This window comes from Rhizobium sp. PAMB 3174 (assembly GCF_052908375.1).
This window is the reverse complement of sequence record NZ_CM128608.1, coordinates 3104331-3128653: the sequence shown is the minus strand read 5'-3', so window position 1 is coordinate 3128653 and position 24323 is coordinate 3104331. Positions and strand designations below refer to the sequence as shown.

Sequence of the window (24323 nt, the reverse complement as noted above, 5' to 3'; positions counted from 1 at the left end):
CATTTTTTGATTTCATCGCGGACTGAAAAGCACTAAATAGCGGCCATGACCCAGGATATTACTGTTCTCGACGCCCCGAAGGAGCCCCTTCGCGAAGGCTCGAACCGGCGCAAGGTTTTCATCAAGACCTATGGCTGCCAGATGAATGTCTACGATTCCGGCCGGATGAGCGATGCGCTCGACCGCGACGGATACGACCAGACGCAAGATCTCGGCGAGGCCGACCTGGTGCTGATCAACACCTGCCACATCCGCGAGAAGGCCGCCGAGAAGGTCTACTCGCAGCTCGGCCGCCTGCGCGACATGAAGAAGGCGCGCGAGGCCGAGGGCCGCGAATTCATGATCGGCGTCGCCGGCTGCGTCGCACAGGCCGAGGGCGAGGAAATCCTGCGCCGGGCGCCGGCCGTCGATGTCGTCATCGGTCCGCAGACCTATCATCGCCTGCCGGAAGCGCTGAAGCGCGCCAAGTCCGGCGAGCGCGTCATCGATACCGAATATGCGATCGAGGACAAGTTCGAGCACCTGCCGGCAACCGGCAAGGCGACCATCCGCGCCCGCGGCGTCACCGCCTTCCTGACGGTGCAGGAAGGCTGCGACAAGTTCTGCACATTCTGCGTCGTGCCCTATACGCGCGGTGCGGAAGTGTCGCGTCCGCTCGCTCAGATCGTTGAGGAAGCGCAGAAACTTGTGGATGGCGGGGTGCGCGAAATCACCCTTCTCGGCCAGAACGTCAACGCCTGGCACGGCCTCGATGCCGCCGGCCGCGAGATGACGCTCGGCGATCTGCTCTACCGGCTTGCCGAAATTCCGGGTCTCGCCCGGCTGCGCTACACGACCAGCCACCCACGCGACATGGACGACCGGCTGATCGACGCCCATCGCGACCTGCGCGCGTTGATGCCCTATCTGCACCTGCCGGTGCAGTCGGGTTCGGACCGCATATTGAAGGCCATGAACCGCCGCCATACGGCGGACGACTATGTGCGGCTCATCGGCAAAATCCGCGAAGCCCGCCCTGATATCGCCATTTCCGGGGACTTTATTGTCGGTTTCCCGGGGGAGACCGATGCCGACTTCGAAGACACGATGAAGATCGTTGGCGAGGTCAGATACGCACAGGCTTACTCGTTTAAATATTCGACAAGGCCGGGAACGCCCGGCGCGGATCTGAAGGATCAGGTGCCGGAAGCCGTCAAGGCAGAGCGTCTGGAGCGGCTTCAGGCGCTGCTGATCAGGCAGCAGCACGAGTTTGCGGAAGAATGCGTCGGCCGCGAGGTGGACGTCCTTCTGGAAAAACCGGGTCGATATGACGGCCAGTTGATCGGTCGCTCGCCCTGGCTGCAGTCAGTAATAGTTGATGCAAAAGCTTTGCAAATCGGTGACATTGTTAAGGTACGAATCACCGGAACGGGCCCGAACAGTCTGATTGCCGCGGTGGCGCAGAATTAGGGCCGACCCTACAGGAGCCAGACCCGCTTGAACGGACAGGAATTGGTAGCTACTTCTTCGCGTACCAGCAAAACTGCAGCGGCCGACGCCAACCACTTTGTCTTGACGTTCGAAAACAACCGGCTGGCCAGCGATCTCTTCGGACAATTCGACCAGAACCTGAAGCTGCTCGAGGAGCGCCTGCACATTGATGCGCGCGCCCGCGGCAACTCGGTCTCGATCAGCGGAGAGCTTCAGGCGACCAATCAGGCCCGCCGGGCCCTCGATTATCTCTACGACCGGCTGCAGAGCGGCGCTTCGGTGGAAACCTCCGACGTCGAGGGCGCGATCCGCATGGCGGTGGCCGCCGACGACCAGCTGAGCCTGCCCACCATGGAGCGCAAGGCCAAGCTGACGATGGCGCAGATTTCCACCCGCAAGAAGACGATTGCCGCCCGCACGCCGACGCAGGACGCCTATATCCGGGCGCTCGACCGCACCGAGCTTGTCTTCGGCGTCGGCCCGGCCGGTACCGGCAAGACCTATCTCGCCGTCGCCCATGCCGCACAGCTGCTCGAGCGCGGCCAGGTCGACCGCATCATCCTGTCGCGTCCGGCCGTCGAAGCCGGCGAGCGCCTGGGCTTCCTGCCCGGCGACATGAAGGAAAAGGTCGATCCCTACCTGCGACCGCTGTATGACGCGCTTTACGACATGATGCCCGGCGACAAGGTGGAGCGGGCGATCACCGCCGGCGTCATCGAAATCGCGCCGCTTGCCTTCATGCGTGGCCGTACGCTGGCGAACGCCGCCGTCATCCTCGACGAGGCGCAGAACACCACCTCGATGCAGATGAAGATGTTCCTGACGCGTCTTGGCGAAAACGCCCGGATGATCATCACCGGCGACCCGAGCCAGGTCGACTTGCCGCGTGGCGTCAAGTCGGGTCTTGTCGAAGCCCTGCAGATCCTGAAGGGTGTGGAAGGCGTATCGACCATCCGCTTCAAGGACGTCGACGTCGTGCGCCACCCGCTCGTCGCCCGCATTGTCCGGGCCTATGAAAGCCAGACCGCGGTGCCGGACGAAAGCGAGAGCGTGGAGCGCTGATGACGACGGCCGACATCGGCCCCGACCTCGATATCCAGATATCGGTGGAAGCGGGCGACTGGCCATCCGAGGATGAGCTTGAAGCGCTTGGCGACCGCGTACTTTCCGCCGCAGCCGGCTTTCTGGCCCGCGAGGAAGAACAGCCTTTTCCACAGATGCCGGTTGAACTGTCGCTGGTTTTCGCCGATGACGAGATGATCCGTGGCATCAATGCCGAATGGCGCGGCAAGGACAAGGCGACCAATGTCCTGTCCTTTCCCGCATTTCCCCTCGAACCAGGGGGTATGCCCGGACCGATGCTTGGTGATATCATCATCGCGAAGGAGACCGTCGAGCGTGAGGCCAGCGAGCTGGACAAGACGTTCGACGAACATTTGACGCATTTGTTGGTTCATGGATTTTTGCACCTTTTCGGATACGATCACATCGAAATATCCGAAGCGGAAGAAATGGAAGAGCTGGAGACTCGCATTCTGGCGGTCCTAGGCCTATCTGACCCCTATCAGGGCCAGGACCCGGTTTGACAGTAAGGAACGATGAACGACTACCCGACAGACACCGGCACTAACGCCGGCGAAGGCACCGAGCCTTCTTCCTCGGAAGAGGGAAGCAGTCCGCACAGGACCGAAACTGGTGCGAAATCCCCCACCTCGTTCTGGACGCGCGCCGCGCGTTTCCTGAAGGGCCAGCAAAGCTCCGGCCTGCGAGAGAACCTAGCCGACGCGCTGATGACCTATGCCGAGGGGGATGACGATTTCTCCCCGGAAGAGCGCGCCATGCTGCACAACATCCTCCGCTTCCGCGAAGTGCGGGTCGAGGACATCATGATCCCGCGCGCCGACATCGAGGCCGTGGACCAGTCGATCACTATCGGCGAGCTCATCGTGCTGTTCGAGGAAAGCGGCCGCTCGCGCATGCCGGTCTATTGCGACACGCTGGACGACCCGCGCGGCATGGTCCACATCCGCGACCTCCTGTCCTATCTGACCAAGCAGGCGCGCAACAAGCGGCGCAACGGATCGCGCAACGGCTCTGCAGCAACGGCGGCCGCCACGAACGGCGACAAGCCGGCGACGGAAAAGTCGTCGCGGGTGCCGAAGCCGAATTTCGATCTCGGACGCGTCGATCTCGAGAAGACCGTCGTCGAAGCCGGCATCATCCGCAAGATCCTGTTCGTGCCGCCATCCATGCTCGCGTCCGACCTTTTGACGCGCATGCAGGCGAACCGCACGCAGATGGCGCTGGTGATCGACGAATATGGCGGCACCGACGGCCTCGTCTCGCACGAGGACATCGTCGAGGTCGTGGTCGGCGACATCGACGACGAGCATGACGACGAGGAGGCGATGTTCACCCGCGTCTCCGCCGACGTGATGATCGCCGATGCCCGCGTCGAGCTTGAAGATCTCGCCGATGAGTTGGGCCCTGATTTCGACGTCAAGCAGCATACCGAGGAAATCGATACGCTCGGCGGCCTGATCTTCTCCGCGCTCGGCCGCATTCCGGTCCGCGGCGAGGTGGTGCAGGCCTTGCCCGGCTTCGAGTTCCAGATCCTCGACGCCGACCCGCGACGGGTCAAGCGCGTGCGGATCCTGCGCAAGCGCCAGGCCGTCCGCCGCCGCATCGTGAAGGGCGAACCGGAGCCGGTCGCGATGAAGCCGGAGGCAACCGCCGACGGCATCGATACCGCGAAGGCAGACGTCTGAGCTGCTTTGCAGCCAACGACCGTGCATCGGCAGCGATCAAAGGTCGCCGAACGGCCGGATTGCGCGACAAGTCCTGCTTTTTTTGGAAGACTGCCGGAGTGATTCGGCGGTGACTTTACCGGGTCCTGGCCAGCAAAGGCTGGGACCGGTATCAGGGAAGTGGGGACCAGGCATGCAAGGGCTCGCGAACAGGATCATGCTCCTGTGGGGATTTCGGCGGGCGCTGGTCGCCGTTCTGGCGGGAGCGGTCGGTGTCCTGGCGCTGCCGCCCTTCGGCTTCTTCGCCGCTCTCTTCGTCTCCTTCACGATCCTGACATGGCTGATGGACGGCAATGCCGGCGGCGAATATGGCGGCGTATGGGGTCGCCTGCGTGCCGATTTTGCCACCGGCTGGCTGTTCGGCCTCGGCTATTTCGTGGCCGGCCTGTGGTGGCTCGGCAATGCGCTGCTCGTCGATGCGGAGGGTTTTGCCTGGGCGATCCCCTTCGCCGTGCTCGGCCTGCCCGCGGTGCTTGCGATCTATTACGGGCTGGCAACCGCGGCGGCCGGCCTTCTCTGGTCGGAAGGCTGGGGCCGGCTCGCAGCCCTTGCCGCGGCCTTTGGCCTCGCCGAATGGCTGAGAAGCATTCTCCTGACCGGTTTTCCCTGGAACGCGATCGGCTACGGCGCCATGCCGATCCCGGTGATGATGCAGTCGGTCCATGTGATCGGCCTGTTCGGCGTGACGCTGCTTGCCGTCTTCGTCTTCTCGGCGTCGGCGCTGCTCGGATCGCCGGGGTCGCGGCGCACCGGCATCGTCATCGCCTGCCTGATCGGACTGCTGCACATCGGCTACGGCGCATACCGGCTTGAAAGCGCGCCGGGCGCCAAGGGCGACGCGGTCGCCATCCGTCTAGTGCAGCCCGATATAGACCAATCGAAGAAGCTCGACGACAAGGAGCGCGCCTCGATCTTCGAGGAGCATCTGGCGCTGTCGGCCGCTCCGCCCGCAGACGGCAAGCCCGAGCCGAAGATCATCGTCTGGCCCGAGACCTCCATTCCCTTCATCCTGACCCAGAACCCCGATGCGCTGACACGGATCGCCGACGTCCTGAAGCCGGGGCAGATCCTGATCGCCGGTGCGGTTCGCTCCGAGGACATGCTGCCGGGCACGCCGCCGCGCTACTACAATTCCATCTACGTCATCGACGACAACGGGCAGATCGTCTCGGCCGCCGACAAGGTGCACCTCGTACCTTTCGGCGAATATGTGCCCTTCGAGGATGTTCTCGACGACTACGGCATCGCCAACGTCTCGGAGATGCCTGGCGGCTTTTCCTCCGGCAGCATCCGGACGCTCCTGACCCTGCCCGACGACATGACCTTCTATCCGCTGGTCTGCTACGAAATCATCTTTCCGGGAGAGATGGAGGGCGCGGAAGGAGCCGCCGACGCGTTGCTCAACGTCACCAATGACGCATGGTTCGGCGATACGCCCGGACCCTACCAGCATTTTCTGCAGGCGCGGGTGCGGGCGGTCGAACTGGGCATGCCTCTGATCCGCGCGGCCAACAACGGCATCTCGGCGCTAGTCGATCCTTACGGCCGCGTCGTCGCCGGTCTGGGGTCTGGCAAAAGAGGATTTATAGATACAAGTTTAACTAGAAGTTCAGCAACAGCATCCGATGCCCAAATTCGGCATTATGCTTTTTTTGCGCTTCTGATACTTTCAATCACAATTGCGGCGCTTTCCCGTGTAAGTTTTGTTTCTAACAAGAATTGACCAAAAACCCCTAAAATTGCATAGTGCGAAAATTGGCAGTCCAGATAAGCTCTGTGGTGACAGTCGCGTTTAGGCCGATCACCATATAGGGAACTTGATGGGCACCGGGCTAAAGCGATGAAGGCAACTGGAACAAACTATGGTAGAAAACAAGAAAAAGCCGAACCCGATCGATGTGCACGTCGGCAGCCGCATAAGGTTGCGTCGTACCATGCTGGGGATGAGTCAGGAAAAACTGGGTGAAGCCCTGGGCATTACGTTCCAGCAGATCCAGAAATACGAGAAGGGCACGAACCGGGTCGGCGCCAGCCGCCTGCAGAATATCTCCGGTATTCTGAATGTTCCGGTCTCCTTCTTCTTCGAGGACGCACCCGGTGATCAGTCGGTCGGCCCGTCCGGCATGGCCGAGGCGTCCAGTTCCAACTACGTGGTGGACTTCCTGTCCTCGTCCGAAGGACTTCAGCTCAACCGCGCCTTCGTGAAGATCAACGATGCCAAGGTGCGCCGCAAGCTCGTCGACCTGGTCAAGGCATTGGCTGCCGAAGCCGAAAGCGAGTGAGCGGCCTTTGTCGCATACGGAACCTTCAGAAAAAGCGGCATTTGGCCGCTTTTTTTGTGCTCTGAGGCCATAATTCGTTCATATAAAGATATATTTATGTCCTTCTGCGCTTGTCATCGGGCGCGGGAATGACTACACAGTTTGCGCCTAGATTCACTGAGGGAAATCCCGCATGCGCGCTAACTATCTGTTTACCAGCGAGTCCGTTTCCGAAGGCCATCCCGACAAGGTTTGTGACCGCATTTCGGACGAGATCGTCGATCTCGTCTATCGCGAAGCCGCCAAGACCGGCGTCGATCCCTGGGGCGTCCGAATCGCCTGCGAAACGCTGGCGACCACCAACCGGGTGGTCATCGCCGGTGAGGTGCGCCTGCCGCCGAGCCTGATGAAGAAGGACAAGAACGGCAACGACGTGATCAACCCGTCGAAGTTCAAGTCCGCAGCGCGCAAGGCGATCCGCTCGATCGGCTACGAGCAGGACGGCTTCCACTGGAAGACGGTCAAGATCGACGTGCTCCTGCACTCGCAGTCGGCAGACATCGCGCAGGGCGTCGACAACGCCTCCGACCGTCAGGGCGACGAGGGCGCGGGCGACCAGGGCATCATGTTCGGCTACGCCTGCCGCGAGACCCCGGACCTCATGCCGGCGCCGATCTATTATTCGCACCGGATCCTCCAGCTGCTTGCCGATGCGCGCAAGAAGGGCGAGGGCGAGGCCGCCAAGCTCGGCCCTGACGCCAAGAGCCAGGTCACTGTTCGCTACATCGACGGCAAGGCCGCCGAGGCAGCGTCGATCGTGCTGTCGACCCAGCATCTCGATGCCTCCTGGGATTCCAAGAAGGTGCGCTCCGTCGTCGAGCCCTATATCCGCGAAGCGCTGGGTGACCTGAAGATCGCCGACGATTGCGTCTGGTACATCAACCCGACCGGCAAGTTCGTCATCGGCGGTCCAGACGGCGACGCCGGCCTGACCGGCCGCAAGATCATCGTCGACACCTATGGCGGAGCCGCACCGCATGGCGGCGGCGCCTTCTCGGGCAAGGACACGACCAAAGTCGACCGCTCGGCGGCCTATGTCGCGCGCTATCTCGCCAAGAACGTCGTGGCGGCGAACCTCGCCGAGCGTTGCACGATCCAGCTGTCCTACGCCATCGGCGTGGCGCAGCCGCTGTCGATCTATGTCGACCTGCACGGCACCGGCAAGAACGTGACGGAAGACCAGGTGGAACACGCGATCCGCAAGGTGATCGACCTGTCGCCGTCGGGCATCCGTCGTCATCTTGACCTCAACAAGCCGATCTACGCCCGCACCTCGGCCTACGGCCACTTCGGCCGCAAGGCCGGTCGTGACGGATCGTTCTCCTGGGAGCGGCTCGACCTCGTCAAGCCGCTGAAGGAAGCCATCAAGGCCTGATCGACATGGAAAATGACGGGCGCCGCTCCCGGGCAACGGAAGCCTTCTTCGGACGGCGCAAGGGCAAGCCCTTGCGTCGCCATCAGCAGGATGTGCTGGAAGGCGCGCTGCCGGACGCCAGGATCGACCTGACGGCGGCGGCGCCGTCGGATCTGCGCTTGCTGTTTTCGCGGCCGGTCGAGACCATCCGCCTCGAGATCGGCTTCGGCGGCGGCGAGCATCTGGCCCATCGTGCCGCCGAGAAGCCCGAGACCGGTTTCATCGGCGTCGAGCCGTTCGTCAATTCCATGGCCAAGCTGCTGATCGTCCGCGAGGAAAAGGGGCTGGACAATATCCGCGTCTATGACGACGACGCGACTCAGCTTCTGGACTGGATGCCGGAGGCCTCGGTCGATCACATCGACCTGCTCTATCCCGATCCCTGGCCGAAGAAGAAGCACTGGAAGCGCCGTTTCGTCTCGCAGGTGAACCTCGACCGCTTCCACCGGGTGCTGAAGCCCGGCGGCCTGTTCTGCTTCGCCTCGGATATCGATACCTATGTGAACTGGACGCTCACCCATTGCCGTGATCATGGCGGCTTCGAATGGACCGCGCGCAATGCGTCCGACTGGCTGACGCCGTATGCCGGCTGGCCGGGCACGCGCTACGAGGCCAAGGCCAAGCGCGAAGGCCGGTCTTCCGCCTATCTCACGTTCCGGCGGGTCTGACCGACGGCAATTGACCGTCGGCCGGCTGCGATTTGCCTCAGTGCAGGCTGACGGGCGTCAGCTCGTCTTCTGCTGCCTTGAAGAAGGTGCTGGAACGGTTGTCGGTGAGCAGGATCGGCGTGCCGTCGGCGCCGAACAGCGCCCAGAGATCCAGTGTCGGGTCGATTTCGGGCGCTTCCGGGAAGCAGCGCGAAATATCCTCGTGACGCATCTTGCGGATATAGCCCACTTCGCCTTCGCCCAGATGCGCGAATTCGGTCAGCGTGAGTTTCGAATTGGCGGTTTTCATCAGCATTTCAGTTCCTCCACAGCCAGGAGACCGGACCTGTGTCCGTTGTGCTACTGTGAAACCGAAATATTAATTTTCTTTACCATACGCGCCGGCTCCGGGCGAATAAGGTCGACGCAGAGCAGGCCGTTGCGCAGCGTCGCGCCGAGCACATGCATGCCCTCGGCGAGCACGAACATCCGCTGGAACTGGCGGGCGGCGATGCCGCGGTAGAGATAGTCGCGCTCTTCCTGCTCGATCTGTCGGCCACGGATGATCAGCTGGTTTTCCTCCGTCGTGACATCAAGGTCGTCCTCGGAAAAACCGGCGACGGCGAGCGTGATGCGCAGCTTCTCCGGATCGCCGGACCGTCGGTCGGCGCTGATGCGCTCGATATTGTAGGGCGGATAGCCGTCGCTCGCCTTGGAGATGCGCTCCAGCGTCTTTTCCATGGCGTCAAAGCCCAGGAGAAGCGGGCTGGCGAAGGGGGGCATGCGGCTCATTGTTCTTCAAGTCCTTGCTTTCAAGCGACTATGCCGGACCCGCAAGACGGCGTCCGTTACCGGCCAATATGGGGATGACGCGCGCGCCGCGCAACTCACAGGCCGCACCTTTTGGCGAAGTTTTGCAAGACATGGTGTATCGCATATCGCTTCCCGCCGACGGACCGCCATGTCGCCTTGACTTTCGGCCCGACTGTCCTTTTCAATCCGGCTCCCGACAGGCCGCTTCCGGCCGCACATTCCCTCATACAGGACGACATCATGGCCTCTCCCAGAAAGATCATCATCGACACGGACCCCGGGCAGGATGACGCCGCCGCCATCATGCTTGCCTTCGGCAGCCCGGACGAAATCGAGGTTCTGGGCATCACGGCGGTGGCCGGAAACGTGCCGCTGGCACTGACCAGCCGCAATGTCCGCCTGCTCTGCGAAGTCTGCGGCCGGACGGACACCAAGGTGTTTGCCGGCGCCGACAAGCCGATCGCAAGGCCGCTCGTGACGGCCGAGCACGTGCACGGCAAGACCGGGCTCGACGGCCCGGAATGGTGGGAACCGACAATGCCGCTGCAGGAGGGGCATGCCGTCGACTTCATCATCGACACGCTGCGCCGCGAGCCGGAAGGCACGGTCACGCTCTGCACGCTCGGGCCGCTGACGAACATCGCGCTCGCCCTTCAGAAGGCGCCGGACATCGCGCCGCGCGTGAAGGAGCTGGTGATGATGGGCGGCGCCTATTTCGAGGTCGGCAACATCACGCCGGCGGCGGAATTCAACATCTATGTCGATCCGGAAGCCGCCGCCGTCGTCTTCCGCGCCGGCATTCCGATCGTGATGATGCCGCTCGATGTCACCCACAAGCTGCTGACACTGAAGCGCCGGGTCGCCAGGATGGCGGAGATCGGCACGAAGGCGGCGAAGGTCATGGTCGAGATGCTGGAATTCTTCGAGCGCTTCGATATCGAGAAATACGGCTCCGACGGCGGACCGCTGCACGATCCGTCAGTCATCGCCTATCTGATCAGGCCGGAGCTTTTCACCGGACGCGACTGCAATGTCGAGATCGAGACGCAGTCGGAGCTGACGCTCGGCATGACCGTCGTCGACTGGTGGAAGGTGACGGACCGCAAGGTGAACGCCAAGGTGATCGGCGATGCGGATGCGGAAGGCTTCTTCGACCTGCTGACGGAGCGGCTGTCCCGCCTCTGACGACCTAGAGGCGAGCGGCCACTTCCTCGGCCATGGGGATGGACGGTTGCGCGCCCGGCTTCAGGCAGGCAAGCGATCCGGCCGCTGCCGCCCGGCGGAGTGCTGCGGCGAAGTCGAGGCCCTGGTCGAGGCTGGCGGCGAAGTAGCCGCAGAAGGTGTCGCCCGCGCCGACCGTATCGACCGGCTCGATGACGAGGCCCTTGGTGCTGTGGAATGCGCCGTCATGCATGGCGATGACGCCGTCGCCGCCAAGCGTGACGATCAGGGTCTGGCCGGTGGCCGCATGCAGGCGCTTCAACTCGGCGACACGCTCGTCCGCCGTCTGGCTTTCGACGCCGGCCCGTTGGGCGAACTCCGTCTCGTTGGCAATGACGATGTCGGCGCGCTCGGCGAGACGCGCCGCCTCGGCGCTCATCGGCGCGGTATTGAACACGGTGATGACGCCGCGCGCCTTGGCCGCGTCGAGCGCATGTTCGACCGTGCCGGCGGGAATTTCCATCTGCAGCAGCAGGTAGTCGCCCTTCGACATGGCCGCGAGCGCCGCGTCCGCGTCCTCTGTGGTGACCGTGCCGTTGGCGCCCGGCACCACGGCGATCATGTTCTCGCCGTCCGAACCCACCAGGATGAGGGCGGTTCCCGTCGGCTCGTCCGTCTCCTTGATCATGGAGAGACCGGTGCCGGCTTCTCTCAGCATGGCGATTGCCGAACCGGCAAATTCGTCCCTGCCGATCGCGCCGGCCATCTCGACCTTGGAGCCAGCCCGCCGTGCGGCGAGCGCCTGGTTGGAGCCCTTGCCGCCGGCGGCGGTGGAAAATCCGTTGCCGGACACCGTTTCGCCCGGCTTCGGCAGATGGCCCACCGTTGCAATGAGGTCGAGATTGATGGAGCCGAGAATGGTGATCATGAAGGTAAGTCCTGTCTGAAATTTGGCGCGACACTGCCCGACGGGATCACTCCTCGTCAACCAGTCTCAGCGTCAAATGCCCGGTCCTGCTTTCGACCGTGCGATCGGGGCGTGCGGTCGTTGCAGACGGCGCGGGCGCCAACGGCGCCTGCTGCAGCTCCAGCGCCGCGATCTTGTCGCCGCGCCGCGTGAGTTTCGCCGTCGAGGTCAGGATCTGCTCGACATCCTTCTCCGCCATGTTGAAATGCGCCTGCAGCTTGCGCACCCGGTCGTCCAGACGCCCGAGGTCGTCCATGAGGATTGCGACTTCGCCCTGGATCAGGTGCGCCTGTTCGCGCATGCGCTGGTCTTTCAGCATCGCCTGGATGACCTGGATCGACAGCATCAGGAGCGACGGCGAGACGATGATCACCCGGCTGCGCTGCGCCTTCTGGACGACCGCCTCGAATTCCTCGTGAATGCTGGCGAAGATCGATTCGGACGGCACGAACAGGAAGGCCATCTCCTGCGTTTCGCCGGCGATCAGGTATTTCTCCGCGATGTCGCGGATATGCGTTTCAAGATCCCGCCGGAATTGTGAGGCACGCGACTTGCGGTCGTCGGCAGTGGCGGCGTCGCGCATCGCATTCCAGCCTTCGAGTGGAAATTTCGCGTCGATGACGAGCGACGGCGCGCCGTTCGGCATCGTCACGGTGCAGTCCGGACGGGAGCCGTTGGAAAGCGTCGCCTGGAAATGATAGCCGCCCATCGGCAGGCCGTCGGCGATGATCGCTTCCATGCGCGCCTGACCGAAGGCGCCGCGTGTCTGCTTGTTGGAGAGGATCGCCTGCAGCCCGACGACATCCTTGGCGAGCGTCTGGATGTTGTTCTGCGCGGCGTCGATGACGGCGAGCCGCTCCTGCAGCTTGCGCAGATTGTCGCCGGTCGCCCGCGTCTGCTCGTTGATCGAGCTGCCGAGCCGGTGCGCCATGCCGTCGAGCCGATGGCCGATGGCATGGTTCAGTTCCTGCTGGCGCGCGCCGAACACGTCCGCCATGGCGGCAAGCCGGCCCTGCATCTCGGTCTGGCTGCGCAGCAGTTCCATCATCTGGGCGCGGGCCGCCTGCTGCTCCCGGACGGCCTTGCCGCGCAGGCGCAGCACGACAAGCAGAACCAGCAACATGATCACAAAAGCGGCGACGGCGGCTGCCGGAAAGGCGGGCATATTGGCCAGTTCGACAAGGGAAGGGAGATGCGGCATGGCGCTCCAGGGGGCTTTTGGTGGTCTGGACGGCAGTATGGCACGACGGTCGAGAGAGATCAAATAGGGAACAAAATTGGCGTGGCCATATGTTGCCCGGATGCTCAACCAATCGTTAAGGGTGCAGAACTAGAGGGGATGCAGCTTGGGTTAGAATTCCACCCCAAGATGTAAGGATATTCCACATAGTGTTTTTATATTTTAGCGGATTTTAAATAAACCGTTAGAATAGTGAAAGTTATGCAGCAGCGAAGGGTGGCCTGATGGTCACGATCGCGGAACCGGGGGATAAGCATGACAGCGCAACAAGGTAAGTCAGATCTTGCAGATCGCCTGGACTTCGTGGGTCTCGACCACGATGCCAGGAAGAGCCTGCAGGACGTCAGCGATGTCATTCGCGAATCGATCGGCCCTGCGCTGGACACTTTCTACGCCAAGGTCAAAAAGACCCCGCATACCGCCGCGTTCTTCCGCAATGACGATCATGTCGCCGGCGCCAAGAAGCGCCAGATGGAACACTGGGCCATCGTCAGCGCCGCGAAATATGACGAAAGCTATGTGGATGGCGTGACGGCGGTGGGCCGCGCCCATGCCCGCATCGGCCTGGAGCCGCGCTGGTACATCGGCGGCTATGCCGTCCTCATGGACCAGCTCGTCAGGGCGCTGGTCGACAAGCGCTGGCCAAGCCGCTTCGGCAAGGGCAAGTCTGCCCGGCTGGCCGACGAGATCGGCGCGGTCGTCAAGGCGGCGCTGCTGGACATGGACTACTCGATTTCCGTCTACCTCGACATCCTCGCCCGCGAACGCGCCGAGGCCGAGGAGGCCAAGCGGATCGCCGAGGCCGAGCAGGCCGCAGCTCTCGCCGAACTCACCAAGGCGCTCGACGCGCTGTCCGAGGGAGACCTGGAGGCACGGCTGCCGCAGGACATGCCGGGCAATTTCGCCAAGATGGTCGCCGACTACAACCAGGCCATGGACGGCCTGCGCGAGACGATCGGCACCGTGGGAAGCGCCGCCGAGCGCATCCTCAGCGAGACGACCGGCATTTCCGAATCGGCCGACGACCTGGCGCATCGCACGGAGCAGCAGGCCGCAGGCCTTGAGGAAAGCACCGCCGCGCTGCACGAGCTCACACAGAACGTGACGACGACTGCCGAGGGCGCCGCGAAGGCATCCGGAGCGGTCAAGGCGGCCCTCGGCGAGGCGGAAACCTCCGGCGCCGTGGTGCGCCAGGCGGTGACCGCGATGGGCGAGATCGAGAAATCGTCGGAGGAAATCTCCAAGATCATCGGCGTCATCGACGAGATCGCCTTCCAGACCAACCTGCTGGCGCTCAATGCCGGCGTCGAGGCGGCGCGTGCCGGTGAAGCCGGCCGCGGCTTTGCCGTCGTCGCCCAGGAAGTGCGCGAACTGGCGCAGCGCTGCGCCGGCGCGGCCAAGGAAATCAAGGGCCTGATCTCGCAGAGTTCTAGCCAGGTGCAATCCGGTGTCGGACTGGTCAACAGCACGGGCGAGGCGCTGGAAAGCATCATCCACCGCATCGGCGAGATCGACGCGACGGTTTCCGGCATCGCCGGCGCTGCCTCCGATCAGTCCGGTGGCCTGCGCGAGGTCAACCAGGCGATCGCCGCCATGGACCAGATCACCCAGCAGAACGCCGGCATGGTGGAACGCACCTCCGGCCAGACGCGCGCACTGCGCGACGAAGTCGAGCGGCTGACGATGGCACTGCGCCGCTTCCGCACCCATGGTGGCGAACGGCAGTCGAACGACGCCGGGCATTTCCAGCCGTTGCGCCGCAGCGCCTGACGAACAGGGCGTGTGCCGGCGAAAAAAGTTTCGCCGGCTTTGTTTGTCCGCATTCACTCCGCGCAAAAGATGGGGTAAGGGACGACGCCATGACGATCAAACCACTTATCATACTGCCGGATCCGGTGCTGCGTCAGCTCTCCGCCCCCATCGAACAGGTGGGCGACGACGTGCGCAAGCTGGCCGACGACATGCTGGAAACCATGTATGACGCCCCCGGCATCGGCCTGGCCGCGATCCAGATCGGCGTGCCGAAGCGCATGCTGGTGATCGACGTGTCGCGCGACGACGAGGACAAGGCGCCGCAGGTTTTCATCAATCCGGAAATCCTCGCCACGTCCGATGACCGTTCGGTCTACGAGGAGGGGTGCCTTTCCATCCCGAACTACTATGCCGAGGTGGAACGCCCGGCATCGCTGACCGTGCGCTATGTCGACCGCGATGGCAAACAGCAGACCATGGATGCCGACGGCCTGCTGGCGACCTGCCTGCAGCACGAGATCGATCACCTGAACGGCATCCTGTTCATCGATCACATCTCCAAGCTGAAGCGCGATATGGTGATCCGCAAGTTCACCAAGGCGGCCAAGAGCGGCGGCAAGCTCTGAAAAGGGCTTGATTTGCGGCCGATAAGTCCGTTTGAAGGAGCCTGAACGACAACAGGCGGTTCGAACATGTCTCTTCGCATCATTTTCATGGGTACGCCCGATTTCTCGGTGCCGACGCTGAGGGCGCTGAAGGATGCCGGCCACGAGATCGTCGCCGTCTACACCCAGCCGCCGCGCCCGGCCGGCCGCCGCGGGCTCGATCTCACCAAGTCGCCCGTGCATCAGGCCGCCGAGCTTCTGGGTATTCCGGTCGCCACCCCCGTCAATTTCAAGGATGAAGACGAGCGCCGGCGGTTCCGCGATCTCGACGCCGACGTCGCCGTCGTCGTCGCCTATGGCCTGCTGCTGCCCGAGGCGATCCTGACCGGCACGCGGCTCGGCTGCTACAACGGCCATGCCTCGCTGCTGCCGCGCTGGCGGGGGGCGGCACCGATCCAGCGGGCGATCATGGCCGGCGACGAAGAGACCGGCATGATGGTCATGAAGATGGAGAAGGGGCTCGATACCGGCCCGGTCGCCTTGACCGCGAAAGTCGCGATCGGCCCGGAGACGACGGCCGGCGAACTCCACGACCGGCTGATGCATGCGGGCGCGAAGCTGATGGCCGAGGCGATGGGGAAGCTCGAGGATGGCGACCTGCCGCTGACCCCGCAGGCCGAAGAGGGCGTCCTCTACGCCGCCAAGATCGCCAAGGAAGAGGCCCGCATCGATTTTTCCCGTAGCGCTCGCGAGGTCGATTGCCATATCCGCGGTCTGGCGCCCTTTCCCGGTGCCTGGTTCGAGGCGGATTTTGGTGGCAAGCATGAACGCGTCAAGGTGCTGGGCTCCATTCTCGGTGACGGCAACGGCGAACCCGGCACCGTGCTGGACGACAGGCTGAACATCGCCTGCGGCATGGGCGCCGTTCGCCTGACCCGGCTGCAGAAGGCCGGCGGCAAGCCGATGGATGCGGAGGATTTCCAGCGCGGCAACAGCTTATCCACCGGCGCGAGGATCGGCTGATGCCGCGGTTCCGCATGACCGTCGAATATGACGGCGGGCCCTATGTCGGCTGGCAGCGGCAGGAAAACGGCCAGTCGGTGCAGGGCGCGCTGGAAGACGCCGTCCTGTCCCTGACCGGCGAGACGGTCAGCATCCGCGGTGCCGGCCGTACGGATTCGGGCGTGCATGCGGTCGGGCAGGTGATCCATGTGGATCTCACGCGCGACTGGAGCGAGCACCAGCTCATCAATGCGCTGAACGCCCATCTGGCGATGGCCGGCGAGCGCGTCGCCGTCGTCGATGCTTGCCAGGTGCCCGACACGTTCGACGCCCGCTTCTCGGCGCTGCGCCGGCACTATCTCTACCGCATCGTCAACCGCAAGGCGCGCCTCGCGCTCGATGCCGGCCGCGCCTGGTGGGTGCCCAAACCGCTCGACCATCTGGCCATGCACGAGGCGGCGCAGACGCTGGTCGGCAAGCACGATTTCACCACCTTCCGCGCCTCGCAATGCCAGGCGGCGAGCCCGGTGAGGACGCTCGACCGGCTGGATGTGACCCGCGATGGCGACGTGATCGAGATCCGCGCCACCGCCCAGAGCTTCCTGCACAACCAGATCCGCTCGTTTGCCGGAACGCTGAAGCTCGCCGGCGAAGGCAAGATGACGACGGACGACGTCCGCGCCGCGCTGGAGGCGCGCGACCGGCGGGCCTGCGGCCAGGTGGCGCCGCCGGACGGCCTCTATTTCATGCAGGTCGACTATCCCGAATAGGCACCTGCGACAAATTTGACCACCCCTCCATAAATCGCTTGATTAAATCATGCGATTGAATAATGTGGGTGTCGGCAGCAGCGTCCGTGAATAGCGTCAATGGACAATGAAGCCTCTACCGCCGGTGCCCGGGAGACCTGAGAGCGCCAAGCTTTGTGTTCCTTGGCTTGGCTGACATGCTCAGAGTTCCCCATCCCCCGCCCCCCTACGGGCACCGGCGGCTAAATTTTCCCCGTTCCATCACAGATAACGACGCCCATTCGGGGCATCTTGCCTCTCGCAGCGCTCATATCTCTTCCAACACGATCTTCTTGTCCGAAGGAACGTTTCTCATTTCCCGACGTTCATGGCGGGCAGCAATCACGTTGCACAAGGAGAAACGCAATGGGTAGCACAGCAGACAAGATCAAAGGCAAGGCAAACGAACTCGCCGGCAAAGCGAAGCAGGAGGCCGGAAAGGCAACCGGAAGCGACAAGCTGAAGGCAAAAGGCGCAGCCCAGGAAGTGAAGGGTCATGCCCAGCAGGCAAAGGGCGCGGCCAAGGACGCTGTCAAGAAGGTCGTCGATAAAGCCTGACGTCATCTTCATCGCCCCGCACCTTAAAGGCGTGCGGGGCGATGAACGATTTGTTGAAAGCGGAAACGCTCTCGAGTCTCATCGGCGACTTTATGCCATTCGCTACCTAAATTCACAGAGATACAACCAACGGGTTGTGTCTCAGTTTGAAATTTGACGCTCACCCTATCGAAGCCAGTCCGATTTCTCCCTATGCTTACCGGAAAGCATAGGGGAAGATATGGGAACCCGGAAATCCGAAAGAACCAGCAAGTGTTGCGCCGTCTACGAACGAATAGAGATGAGCATCGCGGCGCGTGACATTGAAGACTTTTCCTGCGATTTGTGCGACGGCGAGCTAGAGCACTTCAGCGGGGCTGCTGTCGTGAGCTCCCGACTGATTACGGGGGCTGATGCTAACCGGACCTAAAGGCCAAAAACGCCCCGCTGACGTGATCGGCAACGCTGTACGCGTCATGCAGATCGCGGCCGGCGAAGCTGACGAAAGAATCATTGACGATGGCAAAGACCCTGCCGCCAAAGCTCTAGGAGCCAAGGGCGGCAAGAAACGCGCTGAGAATATGACGTCTGAGCGGCGTGCCGAGATTGCGAAGAAGGCAGCTGAAAAACGACGGGCTAAAAAAGATTAGTCAAAAATCTTTGCGTGTTCAGACTCGTCTTCGTCGGACTCCGCAAGGATTTCTTTGTCTAGTTCCAACTTGGCAATCAGACGCTCAATTTCCCGCACGCCAATCTTACCACTCACGATGACACGATACGTCGCGTCGCGGGAAAGAATGCCATCCTGCAAAATGCGCTCGCCGTCCATGAGAATAGCTCCCTTAGTCCTTACGGACGGCGGCGGCTTAGGCCCCTCGGCTTCGCGCTCAACTCGGTTGAGGCTTCCAGGTAAGGGGTCTTCTGCGATGCCGTCCTTTTCTTGTTCTTCGTTAGCTTCCGTGTCAGGATCCACGATTCCTGCATAGGACATAGTATCCTTAAAGATGCGGATAACGTCCTCGGCTGCTTGATCGCTAAATGTCGCCTTCCCTTCGTCGCCACGATCTAATGTCAGATAATTACGCAACACGACATCAGATATCCCAGGGTCAGCGCCGTACCTTTCTCGCAGTTCCACATGAATTGCTGGAGTCATTGCCGCACGGGCGATAGCATCACGACGCTTCTGAGAGTCGGGATCGGCATCTTTGATGATCCTGATCGCGGTGTCCGTCAAGGTGAACTTGCGCTTCGCGCCAGATCCTTCATCGCGCAGTAGTCCATAATGTATGAGCGCGGCGGCCGTCGCCCATAGGCCGCTGCTCTTATCTTTATACCCCCAGGCATCGGCTAGGACCGGGACGCCTGCCGGATGATGCATTGCCTTGGCGTAGACCGCTTTTGCTCGCTCGATAGCCTTTGCCAAGTTGACGAATGGGTAAGGTGGGCTGCGATGTCGCGGCTTGCCGCCGGTGGTCTCGTCGTCGCTCATTTGCGTTTCTCCGTTTGTGAACAGATAAATACGCCCATTCCTTGCGAAAAACAAGGTAAGCCATACCTGCGTACCTTATTTTTTTCTTGCGCGAACGCGAAAAGGCGCTATGGTCATGCCAGAATCAACGGAGGTCGTGATGACGAGAAGAGTTTCTGGCCAAAGCGTAACGCCGACCGGCGGCTGCGGCCCTTCCAAATAGAAAGCCGCTATCCAGCCCTTGCATGGAGGATAGCGGCTCTAGGTCGGCAACAGTGGCGGACGGCCTTCGGTCCGTCCGCTTTTGCGCTCGTAGCTCAGCGGATAGAGCAGGTCCCTACTAAGTTCCCGGTCGCAGGTTCAAATCCTGTCGAGCGCCCCACCCAATAACTACGGCTGTCGCTATCTAACATAGTGACAGCCGTTTGTGAATCAATGTTTTACATGAATTTCATGCTTGAGGCTAAGCACAAAAGTTCAGATAATATGGGCGTGAACAAATTGCCCACGAAGACCCGCGCCCAAATCCTTCATATGCTTTGCGAAGGTGTTTCCATGCGTTCCATAGTTCGCATGACCGGCGTATCGATCAACGCGGTTTCGAAGTTGCTGGTGGATGCGGGCAATGCCCGGACAGCCTTACATGACGAGGCGGTTGGCGGCGTTCGGGCAAAGCGTGTCCATTGCGATGAAATCTGGTCCTTCACATATGCCAAGTAAAAGAACGTGAAGACAGCAAGTTTGCGACGGCAAGTTTGCGCCGGAACAGCCTAGTGATACATGGATATGGACCGCGCTCGATGCAGATAGCAAGCTAATCGTCTCCTATCTCGTCAGTGGCCGCGACAGCGAATACCCGATGGCTTTCATGGACGACGTAGCATCTCGCCTTGCAGACCGTGTCCAGATGACAACAGACGGCCACAAGGCTTACCTTGAGGCTATGGAAGGTGCATTTGATTGCGACGTTGATTATGCTCAGCTTGTGAAGCTCTCGGTAATGCACCGGAAGGCATGAAGGGCCGCTATTCGTCGGCAGAATGCACGAGTATCAAGAAAACGCGGATCGAAGGCAAGCCGGATACTGCACATGTCTCGACTTCCTATGTCGAGCGCCAGAACCTCACCGTGCGGGTACGCAGGCGCCTGTTTACCCGCCTGATGAATGCATTCTCCAAGAAGTTCGAAAACCACGTTCACATGGTTTCGTTCTGCAGGGTGTTTTATAACTTCTTCAAAATCTACAAGACGCTTCGCGTTACCCCTGCAATGGAAGTTGGGTTGTCTGACACGGTTCGCGATTTTGAATGGATTGGCGAGTTGATTTATATTCCTGCTCCTAAGCCGGGTCCGCGCGGTCCTTACAAAAAGCGCAACGAAGAAATTTCAAACTGAGACACTACCAACCATCACCACCTTCAAAACGGCGCAACACCCAACAGCCGCTGCAGATAATCTTCCATGAACATGCCGGGCAGGATTTGCAGGGCGACGAAGGCGGCGACGAGGGCCATGTTGGCGCCGTAGACCATGCGCATCAGCCTCGCCAGCACGAAGACGGCGATCAGCAGCAGCGCCAGCCAGGCGAGATAGGCGATCGACAGCATCTGCGGAAAGAAGATGATCGGCGCGATGATCAGCGCGTGAGCGAAGGCAAAGGGCACGCTGATCCAGTTGGTGACGACGACGAAGGCCGGGAACTGGCGTTCGAGCTTCAGCGGCAGCGAGATGGCGGCGGCAAGCAGAAGCGGCAACATCCAGTCGACGGCATCGACGAGGGCGAGGCGGGCGAAGAAGGGCAGGCCGGTCTTGATCCCTTCCGGCATGATGGAAATGAACATCCAGTGCCACCAGCCCCAGGAGAGCAGGAGCGACGGCATGCACCAGAGGATCGCCCAGAAGGAGCGGGCGACGCCGCGGTCGGAAATGTCGAGATAGCCGAAGCCCTCGCGCTTGCCGCGAATGAGCAGCCGCAGCCCCGTCATGTAGTAACCGACCTCGGTAAACCCTGGCACCATCAAAAAAACTCGATCAAACGCTCATGTCAGGCCGGCTCGGAGAACCAGCGGTCGAGGAAGGTCTCGTAGATCCGGGTCAGCTTTTCCAGATCGGCAACCGCCACGCGCTCGTCGACCATGTGCATGGTCTGGCCGACGAGGCCGAATTCCACGACCGGGCAATAATCCTTGATGTAGCGCGCATCGGAGGTTCCGCCAGTGGTCGAAAGCTTCGGCGTCAGGCCGGTCACCTTTTCGATCGCCTCGGACAGAATGCCGGTCAGGCGATTGTCGCGGGTCAGGAACACCTGCGCGGTATTGGCCTTCCAGGTGAGGTCGAAGCGGACCGGATCGCGGCCATGCCTGAGGTTGCCGTCGGCGGCCGCCGCATCCAGCCGGCGGATGATCTCGCCCTTCAGGGTGTTTTCGGTCCACAGGTCGTTGAAACGGATGTTGAAGGCGGCGCGCGCCGTTTCCGGCACGACGTTGACGGCACCATTGCCGGTATCGACCGTGGTCACTTCAAGGTTCGACGGCTGGAAATCGTCGCTGCCGTGGTCGAAGGGCGGATGCATCAGCGCCGTCGTCAGCTGCAGGATGCCGCGCACCGGATTGTCGGCGAGGTGCGGATAGGCGGCGTGGCCCTGCACGCCATGGACGACGATCTCGCCGGAGAGCGAACCGCGCCGGCCGTTCTTGATCATGTCGCCGAGCTGGTCGGGATTGGTCGGTTCGCCGAGGATGCAGGCGTCCCAGGTCTCGCCCTTCTCCGCCGCCCACTTCAGGAGCTTGACGGTGCCGTTGATCGCCGGGCCTTCCTCGTCGCCGGTGATCAGGAAGGAGAGCGAACCGGCAATGTCGCCGTGCTTCTCGATATGGCGGGCAACGGCGGCCACGAAGCAGGCGATGCCGCCCTTCATGTCGACCGCGCCGCGCCCGTAGAGGACGCCGTCCTCGATATCGGCGGCAAAGGGCGGATGCGTCCAGGAGGCCTCGTTGCCGACCGGCACGACGTCGGTATGGCCGGCAAACATCAGGTGCGGACCGGACGTGCCGCGGCGGGCATAAAGGTTCTCGACATCCGGCGTCCCCTCGTCGCGCTCCGTGACACGCTCGACCGAAAAGCCGAGCGGCGCCAGCATGGCGTCGAGCGCGGAAAGCGCGCCGCCTTCCGCCGGGGTGACGGAGGGGCAGCGGATGAGTGTCTGGAGAACGGCGACGGGATCGGTGGTTTTCATGTGGCAAGGGTTAGCCGATTGCCGCGGCCCTGTCACGGGGCGATTTGACGCCAGCGGGGCGGCTGGCTCAGCATGCCTGGGAGGGCTGAAACGAAGAAAGCGGCCGCAGGGGCCGCTTCCATAAGCCATCGATTGTCATGCCATCGATTGTCCGGCGCAATCAGTCGCGCAGCAGCTCGTTGATGCCGGTCTTCGAGCGGGTCTTCTCGTCGACGCGCTTGACGATGACGGCGCAGTAGAGGCTCGGGCCCGGCTCGCCGTTCGGAAGCGGCTTGCCCGGCATGGTGCCGGCGACGACGACGGAGTAGGGCGGCACTTCGCCGTATGTCACTTCGCCGGTCGCGCGGTCGACGATCTTGGTCGACTTGCCGATGAACACGCCCATGCCGAGGACCGAGCCCTCGCGGATGATGCAGCCTTCGACGACTTCCGAGCGGGCGCCGATGAAGCAATTGTCCTCGATGATCGTCGGGCCGGCCTGCATCGGCTCCAGCACGCCGCCGATGCCGACGCCGCCGGAGAGATGCACATGCTTGCCGATCTGCGCGCAGGAGCCGACGGTTGCCCAGGTGTCGACCATCGTGCCCTCGTCGACATAGGCGCCGAGATTGACGAAGGACGGCATCAGCACGACGTTCTTGCCGATGAAGGCGGAGCGGCGGACGACGGCGTTCGGCACGGCGCGGAAGCCGGCTTCGCGGAAGGCGTTCTCGCCCCAGTTCTCGAACTTCGACGGCACCTTGTCCCACCAGGTCGAGTTGCCCGGACCGCCCTTGACGACTTCCATGTCGTTCAGGCGGAAGGACAGGAGCACGGCCTTCTTCAGCCACTGGTGAACGGTCCAGTTGCCGTCCTCGCCGCGGGTGGCGACGCGGGCCTTGCCGCTGTCGAGCAGGTTCAGCGCGGTTTCCACGGCATCGCGAACTTCGCCGCGCGTGGAGGTGTTGACGCTGTCACGGTTGTCGAACGCCGTTTCAATGCTTGTCTCCAGGGAAGCGAGATCGATGCCTGTCATGGGAAATCCTTAAACTTCGATGTTTAGACTCTGGGTCGGTGATCTGATGAGCCTGCCGGACGTAAGTCCTTAGGCAGGGGCTCAAATTTATCACGGATGCTGTAAGCGACGGGCTTGCAAGCGTCAATGTGATTCGGCCTCGCGCCGGAATAGAGGAATGATGACGAACATGAAGCATGTGGGCCGCCGACGCAGAGATGGTGCATGGGATCCGCTGAAGAACAGCTCCGCCGACAAGCAGAAGGCAGAGGGAATTCCGAAGACGCCGCAGACCGTCTCGCCGTCCTATCGGCTGGCCTATGCCGACGAGGATTTCCTGTGCCGCGAGGAGCTGCGCCCCGTCCGCTTCCAGCTCGAGCTTCTGAAGGCCGAGATGATCCTGGAAGAAAAGGGCATCCGCTCGACGGTCGTCATGTTCGGCGGCGCGCGCATCCCGGCACCCGGCGTCGAGCCCTGGGCGGCGAAAAACGAGACGCAGCGCCGCAACCTGTCGGAGGCTTCGGTCTATTACAGCGAGGCGCAGAAATTCGCCCGCCTCTGCTCGCAACATGCGCGCGACCATGAAAACCGCGAATATGTGGTGACCACCGGCGGCGGCCCGGGCGTCATGGAAGCCGGCAACCGCGGCGCGGCCGAAGTCGGCGCGCCGTCGATCGGCCTCAACATCGTGCTGCCGCACGAGCAGGCGCCGAACCCCTATGTGACGCCGGAACTCTCCTTCAACTTCCACTATTTCGCCATCCGCAAGATGCACTTCCTGATGCGGGCGAAGGCGGTCACCGTGTTTCCCGGCGGCTTCGGCACGCTGGACGAATTCTTCGAGTGCCTGACGCTGATCCAGACCGGCCGCATGAGCCGCGTGCCGCTGATCCTGTTCGGCTCGGAATTCTGGCACCGGATCGTCAATTTCGAGGCGCTTGCCGAGTTCGGCACGATCGCGCCGGAGGATCTCGACCTCATCAGTTTCGTCGACACCGCCGACGATGCCTGGCGGATCATCTGCGAATTCTACGGACACGCGTAAGGAATAGAACAAAGGAAAGGCCGGCCCTGCTTACAGCGGGGCCGGCCTTTTGTC

General features: G+C 62.3%; 24 protein-coding genes, 1 tRNA gene and 1 pseudogene. 18 read left to right on the top strand and 8 right to left on the bottom strand.

Translation table 11 applies throughout. The features are described 5' to 3' along the window. The first annotated feature begins 45 nt into the window (after positions 1-45). The 8 genes from miaB (at position 46) to trmB (ending at position 8680) form a co-directional block, all read left to right on the top strand. Entirely contained in the window at positions 46-1449 is a 1404-nt protein-coding gene (gene miaB / locus ACU5AY_RS15030; protein ID WP_446826809.1) for a tRNA (N6-isopentenyl adenosine(37)-C2)-methylthiotransferase MiaB, read from the top strand. A 27-nt stretch (positions 1450-1476) separates the two neighbouring features. Next, entirely contained in the window at positions 1477-2532 is a 1056-nt protein-coding gene (locus ACU5AY_RS15025; protein ID WP_261931383.1) for a PhoH family protein, read from the top strand. Further along, on the top strand, positions 2532-3056 hold the full coding sequence (gene ybeY, locus ACU5AY_RS15020; protein ID WP_446826808.1) for an rRNA maturation RNase YbeY: 525 nt from the start codon (positions 2532-2534) through the stop codon (positions 3054-3056). The genes ACU5AY_RS15025 and ybeY overlap by 1 nt, the downstream gene beginning before the upstream one ends. Positions 3057-3068: 12 nt before the next feature. Continuing rightward, positions 3069-4238 carry a hemolysin family protein gene (locus tag ACU5AY_RS15015; protein WP_446825499.1) on the top strand — a complete coding sequence of 390 codons (1170 nt, stop codon included), beginning with the start codon at positions 3069-3071 and terminating at the stop codon, positions 4236-4238. 172 nt (positions 4239-4410) lie between these two features. Further along, positions 4411-6000 (top strand): apolipoprotein N-acyltransferase, encoded by a 1590-nt coding sequence (gene lnt / locus ACU5AY_RS15010; protein ID WP_446826807.1) that lies wholly within the window; start codon positions 4411-4413, stop codon positions 5998-6000. Between the two features lie 139 nt (positions 6001-6139). Next, a complete protein-coding gene (locus ACU5AY_RS15005) occupies positions 6140-6559 on the top strand; it encodes a helix-turn-helix domain-containing protein (RefSeq protein WP_446825497.1) in 420 nt (139 codons plus the stop codon). Positions 6560-6731: 172 nt separating this feature from the next. Next, positions 6732-7973 carry a methionine adenosyltransferase gene (gene metK / locus ACU5AY_RS15000; protein WP_446825496.1) on the top strand — a complete coding sequence of 414 codons (1242 nt, stop codon included), beginning with the start codon at positions 6732-6734 and terminating at the stop codon, positions 7971-7973. A gap of 5 nt (positions 7974-7978) precedes the next feature. Continuing rightward, positions 7979-8680, top strand: coding sequence for a tRNA (guanosine(46)-N7)-methyltransferase TrmB (gene trmB / locus ACU5AY_RS14995; RefSeq protein ID WP_446826806.1), 702 nt, complete (start codon positions 7979-7981; stop codon positions 8678-8680). A gap of 37 nt (positions 8681-8717) precedes the next feature. On the opposite strand, the gene ACU5AY_RS14990 is transcribed toward trmB, so the two are convergent. Continuing rightward, positions 8718-8975 carry a BQ00720 family protein gene (locus tag ACU5AY_RS14990; RefSeq protein ID WP_446825494.1) on the bottom strand — a complete coding sequence of 86 codons (258 nt, stop codon included), beginning with the start codon at positions 8973-8975 and terminating at the stop codon, positions 8718-8720. 44 nt (positions 8976-9019) lie between these two features. Continuing rightward, positions 9020-9451, bottom strand: a complete 432-nt coding sequence (locus ACU5AY_RS14985; protein ID WP_446825493.1) for an Hsp20 family protein — start codon at positions 9449-9451, stop codon at positions 9020-9022. Between the two features lie 261 nt (positions 9452-9712). On the opposite strand from ACU5AY_RS14985, the gene ACU5AY_RS14980 reads away from it, so the two are divergent. Continuing rightward, positions 9713-10657, top strand: a complete 945-nt coding sequence (locus tag ACU5AY_RS14980; protein ID WP_446826805.1) for a nucleoside hydrolase — start codon at positions 9713-9715, stop codon at positions 10655-10657. A gap of 4 nt (positions 10658-10661) precedes the next feature. Here ACU5AY_RS14980 and ACU5AY_RS14975 read toward each other — a convergent pair whose 3' ends face one another. Both ACU5AY_RS14975 and ACU5AY_RS14970 read right to left on the bottom strand, forming a co-directional pair. Continuing rightward, positions 10662-11561 carry a ribokinase gene (locus ACU5AY_RS14975; protein WP_446826804.1) on the bottom strand — a complete coding sequence of 300 codons (900 nt, stop codon included), beginning with the start codon at positions 11559-11561 and terminating at the stop codon, positions 10662-10664. A 46-nt stretch (positions 11562-11607) separates the two neighbouring features. Beyond that, positions 11608-12801 carry a DNA recombination protein RmuC gene (locus ACU5AY_RS14970; protein ID WP_446826803.1) on the bottom strand — a complete coding sequence of 398 codons (1194 nt, stop codon included), beginning with the start codon at positions 12799-12801 and terminating at the stop codon, positions 11608-11610. Positions 12802-13095: 294 nt separating this feature from the next. On the opposite strand from ACU5AY_RS14970, the gene ACU5AY_RS14965 reads away from it, so the two are divergent. The 6 genes from ACU5AY_RS14965 (at position 13096) to ACU5AY_RS14940 (ending at position 18174) form a co-directional block, all read left to right on the top strand. Next, on the top strand, positions 13096-14610 hold the full coding sequence (locus tag ACU5AY_RS14965) for a methyl-accepting chemotaxis protein (RefSeq protein ID WP_446826802.1): 1515 nt from the start codon (positions 13096-13098) through the stop codon (positions 14608-14610). Positions 14611-14699: 89 nt separating this feature from the next. Beyond that, positions 14700-15218 carry a peptide deformylase gene (gene def, locus ACU5AY_RS14960; RefSeq protein WP_446825488.1) on the top strand — a complete coding sequence of 173 codons (519 nt, stop codon included), beginning with the start codon at positions 14700-14702 and terminating at the stop codon, positions 15216-15218. Between the two features lie 66 nt (positions 15219-15284). After that, positions 15285-16220, top strand: a complete 936-nt coding sequence (fmt, locus tag ACU5AY_RS14955) for a methionyl-tRNA formyltransferase (protein WP_446826801.1) — start codon at positions 15285-15287, stop codon at positions 16218-16220. Further along, entirely contained in the window at positions 16220-16969 is a 750-nt protein-coding gene (gene truA / locus ACU5AY_RS14950; RefSeq protein WP_446826800.1) for a tRNA pseudouridine(38-40) synthase TruA, read from the top strand. The genes fmt and truA overlap by 1 nt, the downstream gene beginning before the upstream one ends. A 384-nt stretch (positions 16970-17353) precedes the next feature. Continuing rightward, positions 17354-17545, top strand: coding sequence for a CsbD family protein (locus ACU5AY_RS14945; RefSeq protein WP_261931369.1), 192 nt, complete (start codon positions 17354-17356; stop codon positions 17543-17545). Positions 17546-17937: 392 nt separating this feature from the next. Further along, entirely contained in the window at positions 17938-18174 is a 237-nt protein-coding gene (locus ACU5AY_RS14940) for an RNA-binding protein (RefSeq protein ID WP_446826799.1), read from the top strand. On the opposite strand, the gene ACU5AY_RS14935 is transcribed toward ACU5AY_RS14940, so the two are convergent. Further along, the gene (locus ACU5AY_RS14935) at positions 18171-19016 is read right to left on the bottom strand and encodes a hypothetical protein (protein ID WP_446826798.1); all 846 of its coding nucleotides are present in this window, start codon (positions 19014-19016) and stop codon (positions 18171-18173) included. The two genes, ACU5AY_RS14940 and ACU5AY_RS14935, sit on opposite strands and share 4 nt — an antisense overlap. Positions 19017-19301: 285 nt before the next feature. On the opposite strand from ACU5AY_RS14935, the gene ACU5AY_RS14930 reads away from it, so the two are divergent. Then, positions 19302-19377, top strand: a tRNA-Ser gene (locus tag ACU5AY_RS14930). Positions 19378-19487: 110 nt separating this feature from the next. After that, positions 19488-20390: pseudogene (locus ACU5AY_RS14925) on the top strand (IS1 family transposase). A gap of 23 nt (positions 20391-20413) precedes the next feature. Here the strand turns inward: ACU5AY_RS14925 and ACU5AY_RS14920 are convergent. The 3 genes from ACU5AY_RS14920 to dapD all read right to left on the bottom strand — a co-directional run bounded on the left by ACU5AY_RS14920 (position 20414) and on the right by dapD (position 23245). After that, a complete protein-coding gene (locus ACU5AY_RS14920) occupies positions 20414-21013 on the bottom strand; it encodes a hypothetical protein (RefSeq protein WP_446825483.1) in 600 nt (199 codons plus the stop codon). Between the two features lie 26 nt (positions 21014-21039). Continuing rightward, on the bottom strand, positions 21040-22230 hold the full coding sequence (dapE, locus tag ACU5AY_RS14915) for a succinyl-diaminopimelate desuccinylase (RefSeq protein ID WP_446826797.1): 1191 nt from the start codon (positions 22228-22230) through the stop codon (positions 21040-21042). A 160-nt stretch (positions 22231-22390) separates the two neighbouring features. Continuing rightward, positions 22391-23245 (bottom strand): 2,3,4,5-tetrahydropyridine-2,6-dicarboxylate N-succinyltransferase, encoded by an 855-nt coding sequence (gene dapD, locus ACU5AY_RS14910; RefSeq protein WP_261931362.1) that lies wholly within the window; start codon positions 23243-23245, stop codon positions 22391-22393. A gap of 160 nt (positions 23246-23405) precedes the next feature. On the opposite strand from dapD, the gene ACU5AY_RS14905 reads away from it, so the two are divergent. Next, positions 23406-24269: an LOG family protein gene (locus tag ACU5AY_RS14905; protein WP_446825950.1), complete on the top strand. Its 864-nt coding sequence runs from the start codon at positions 23406-23408 to the stop codon at positions 24267-24269. Positions 24270-24323: the final 54 nt, after the last annotated feature.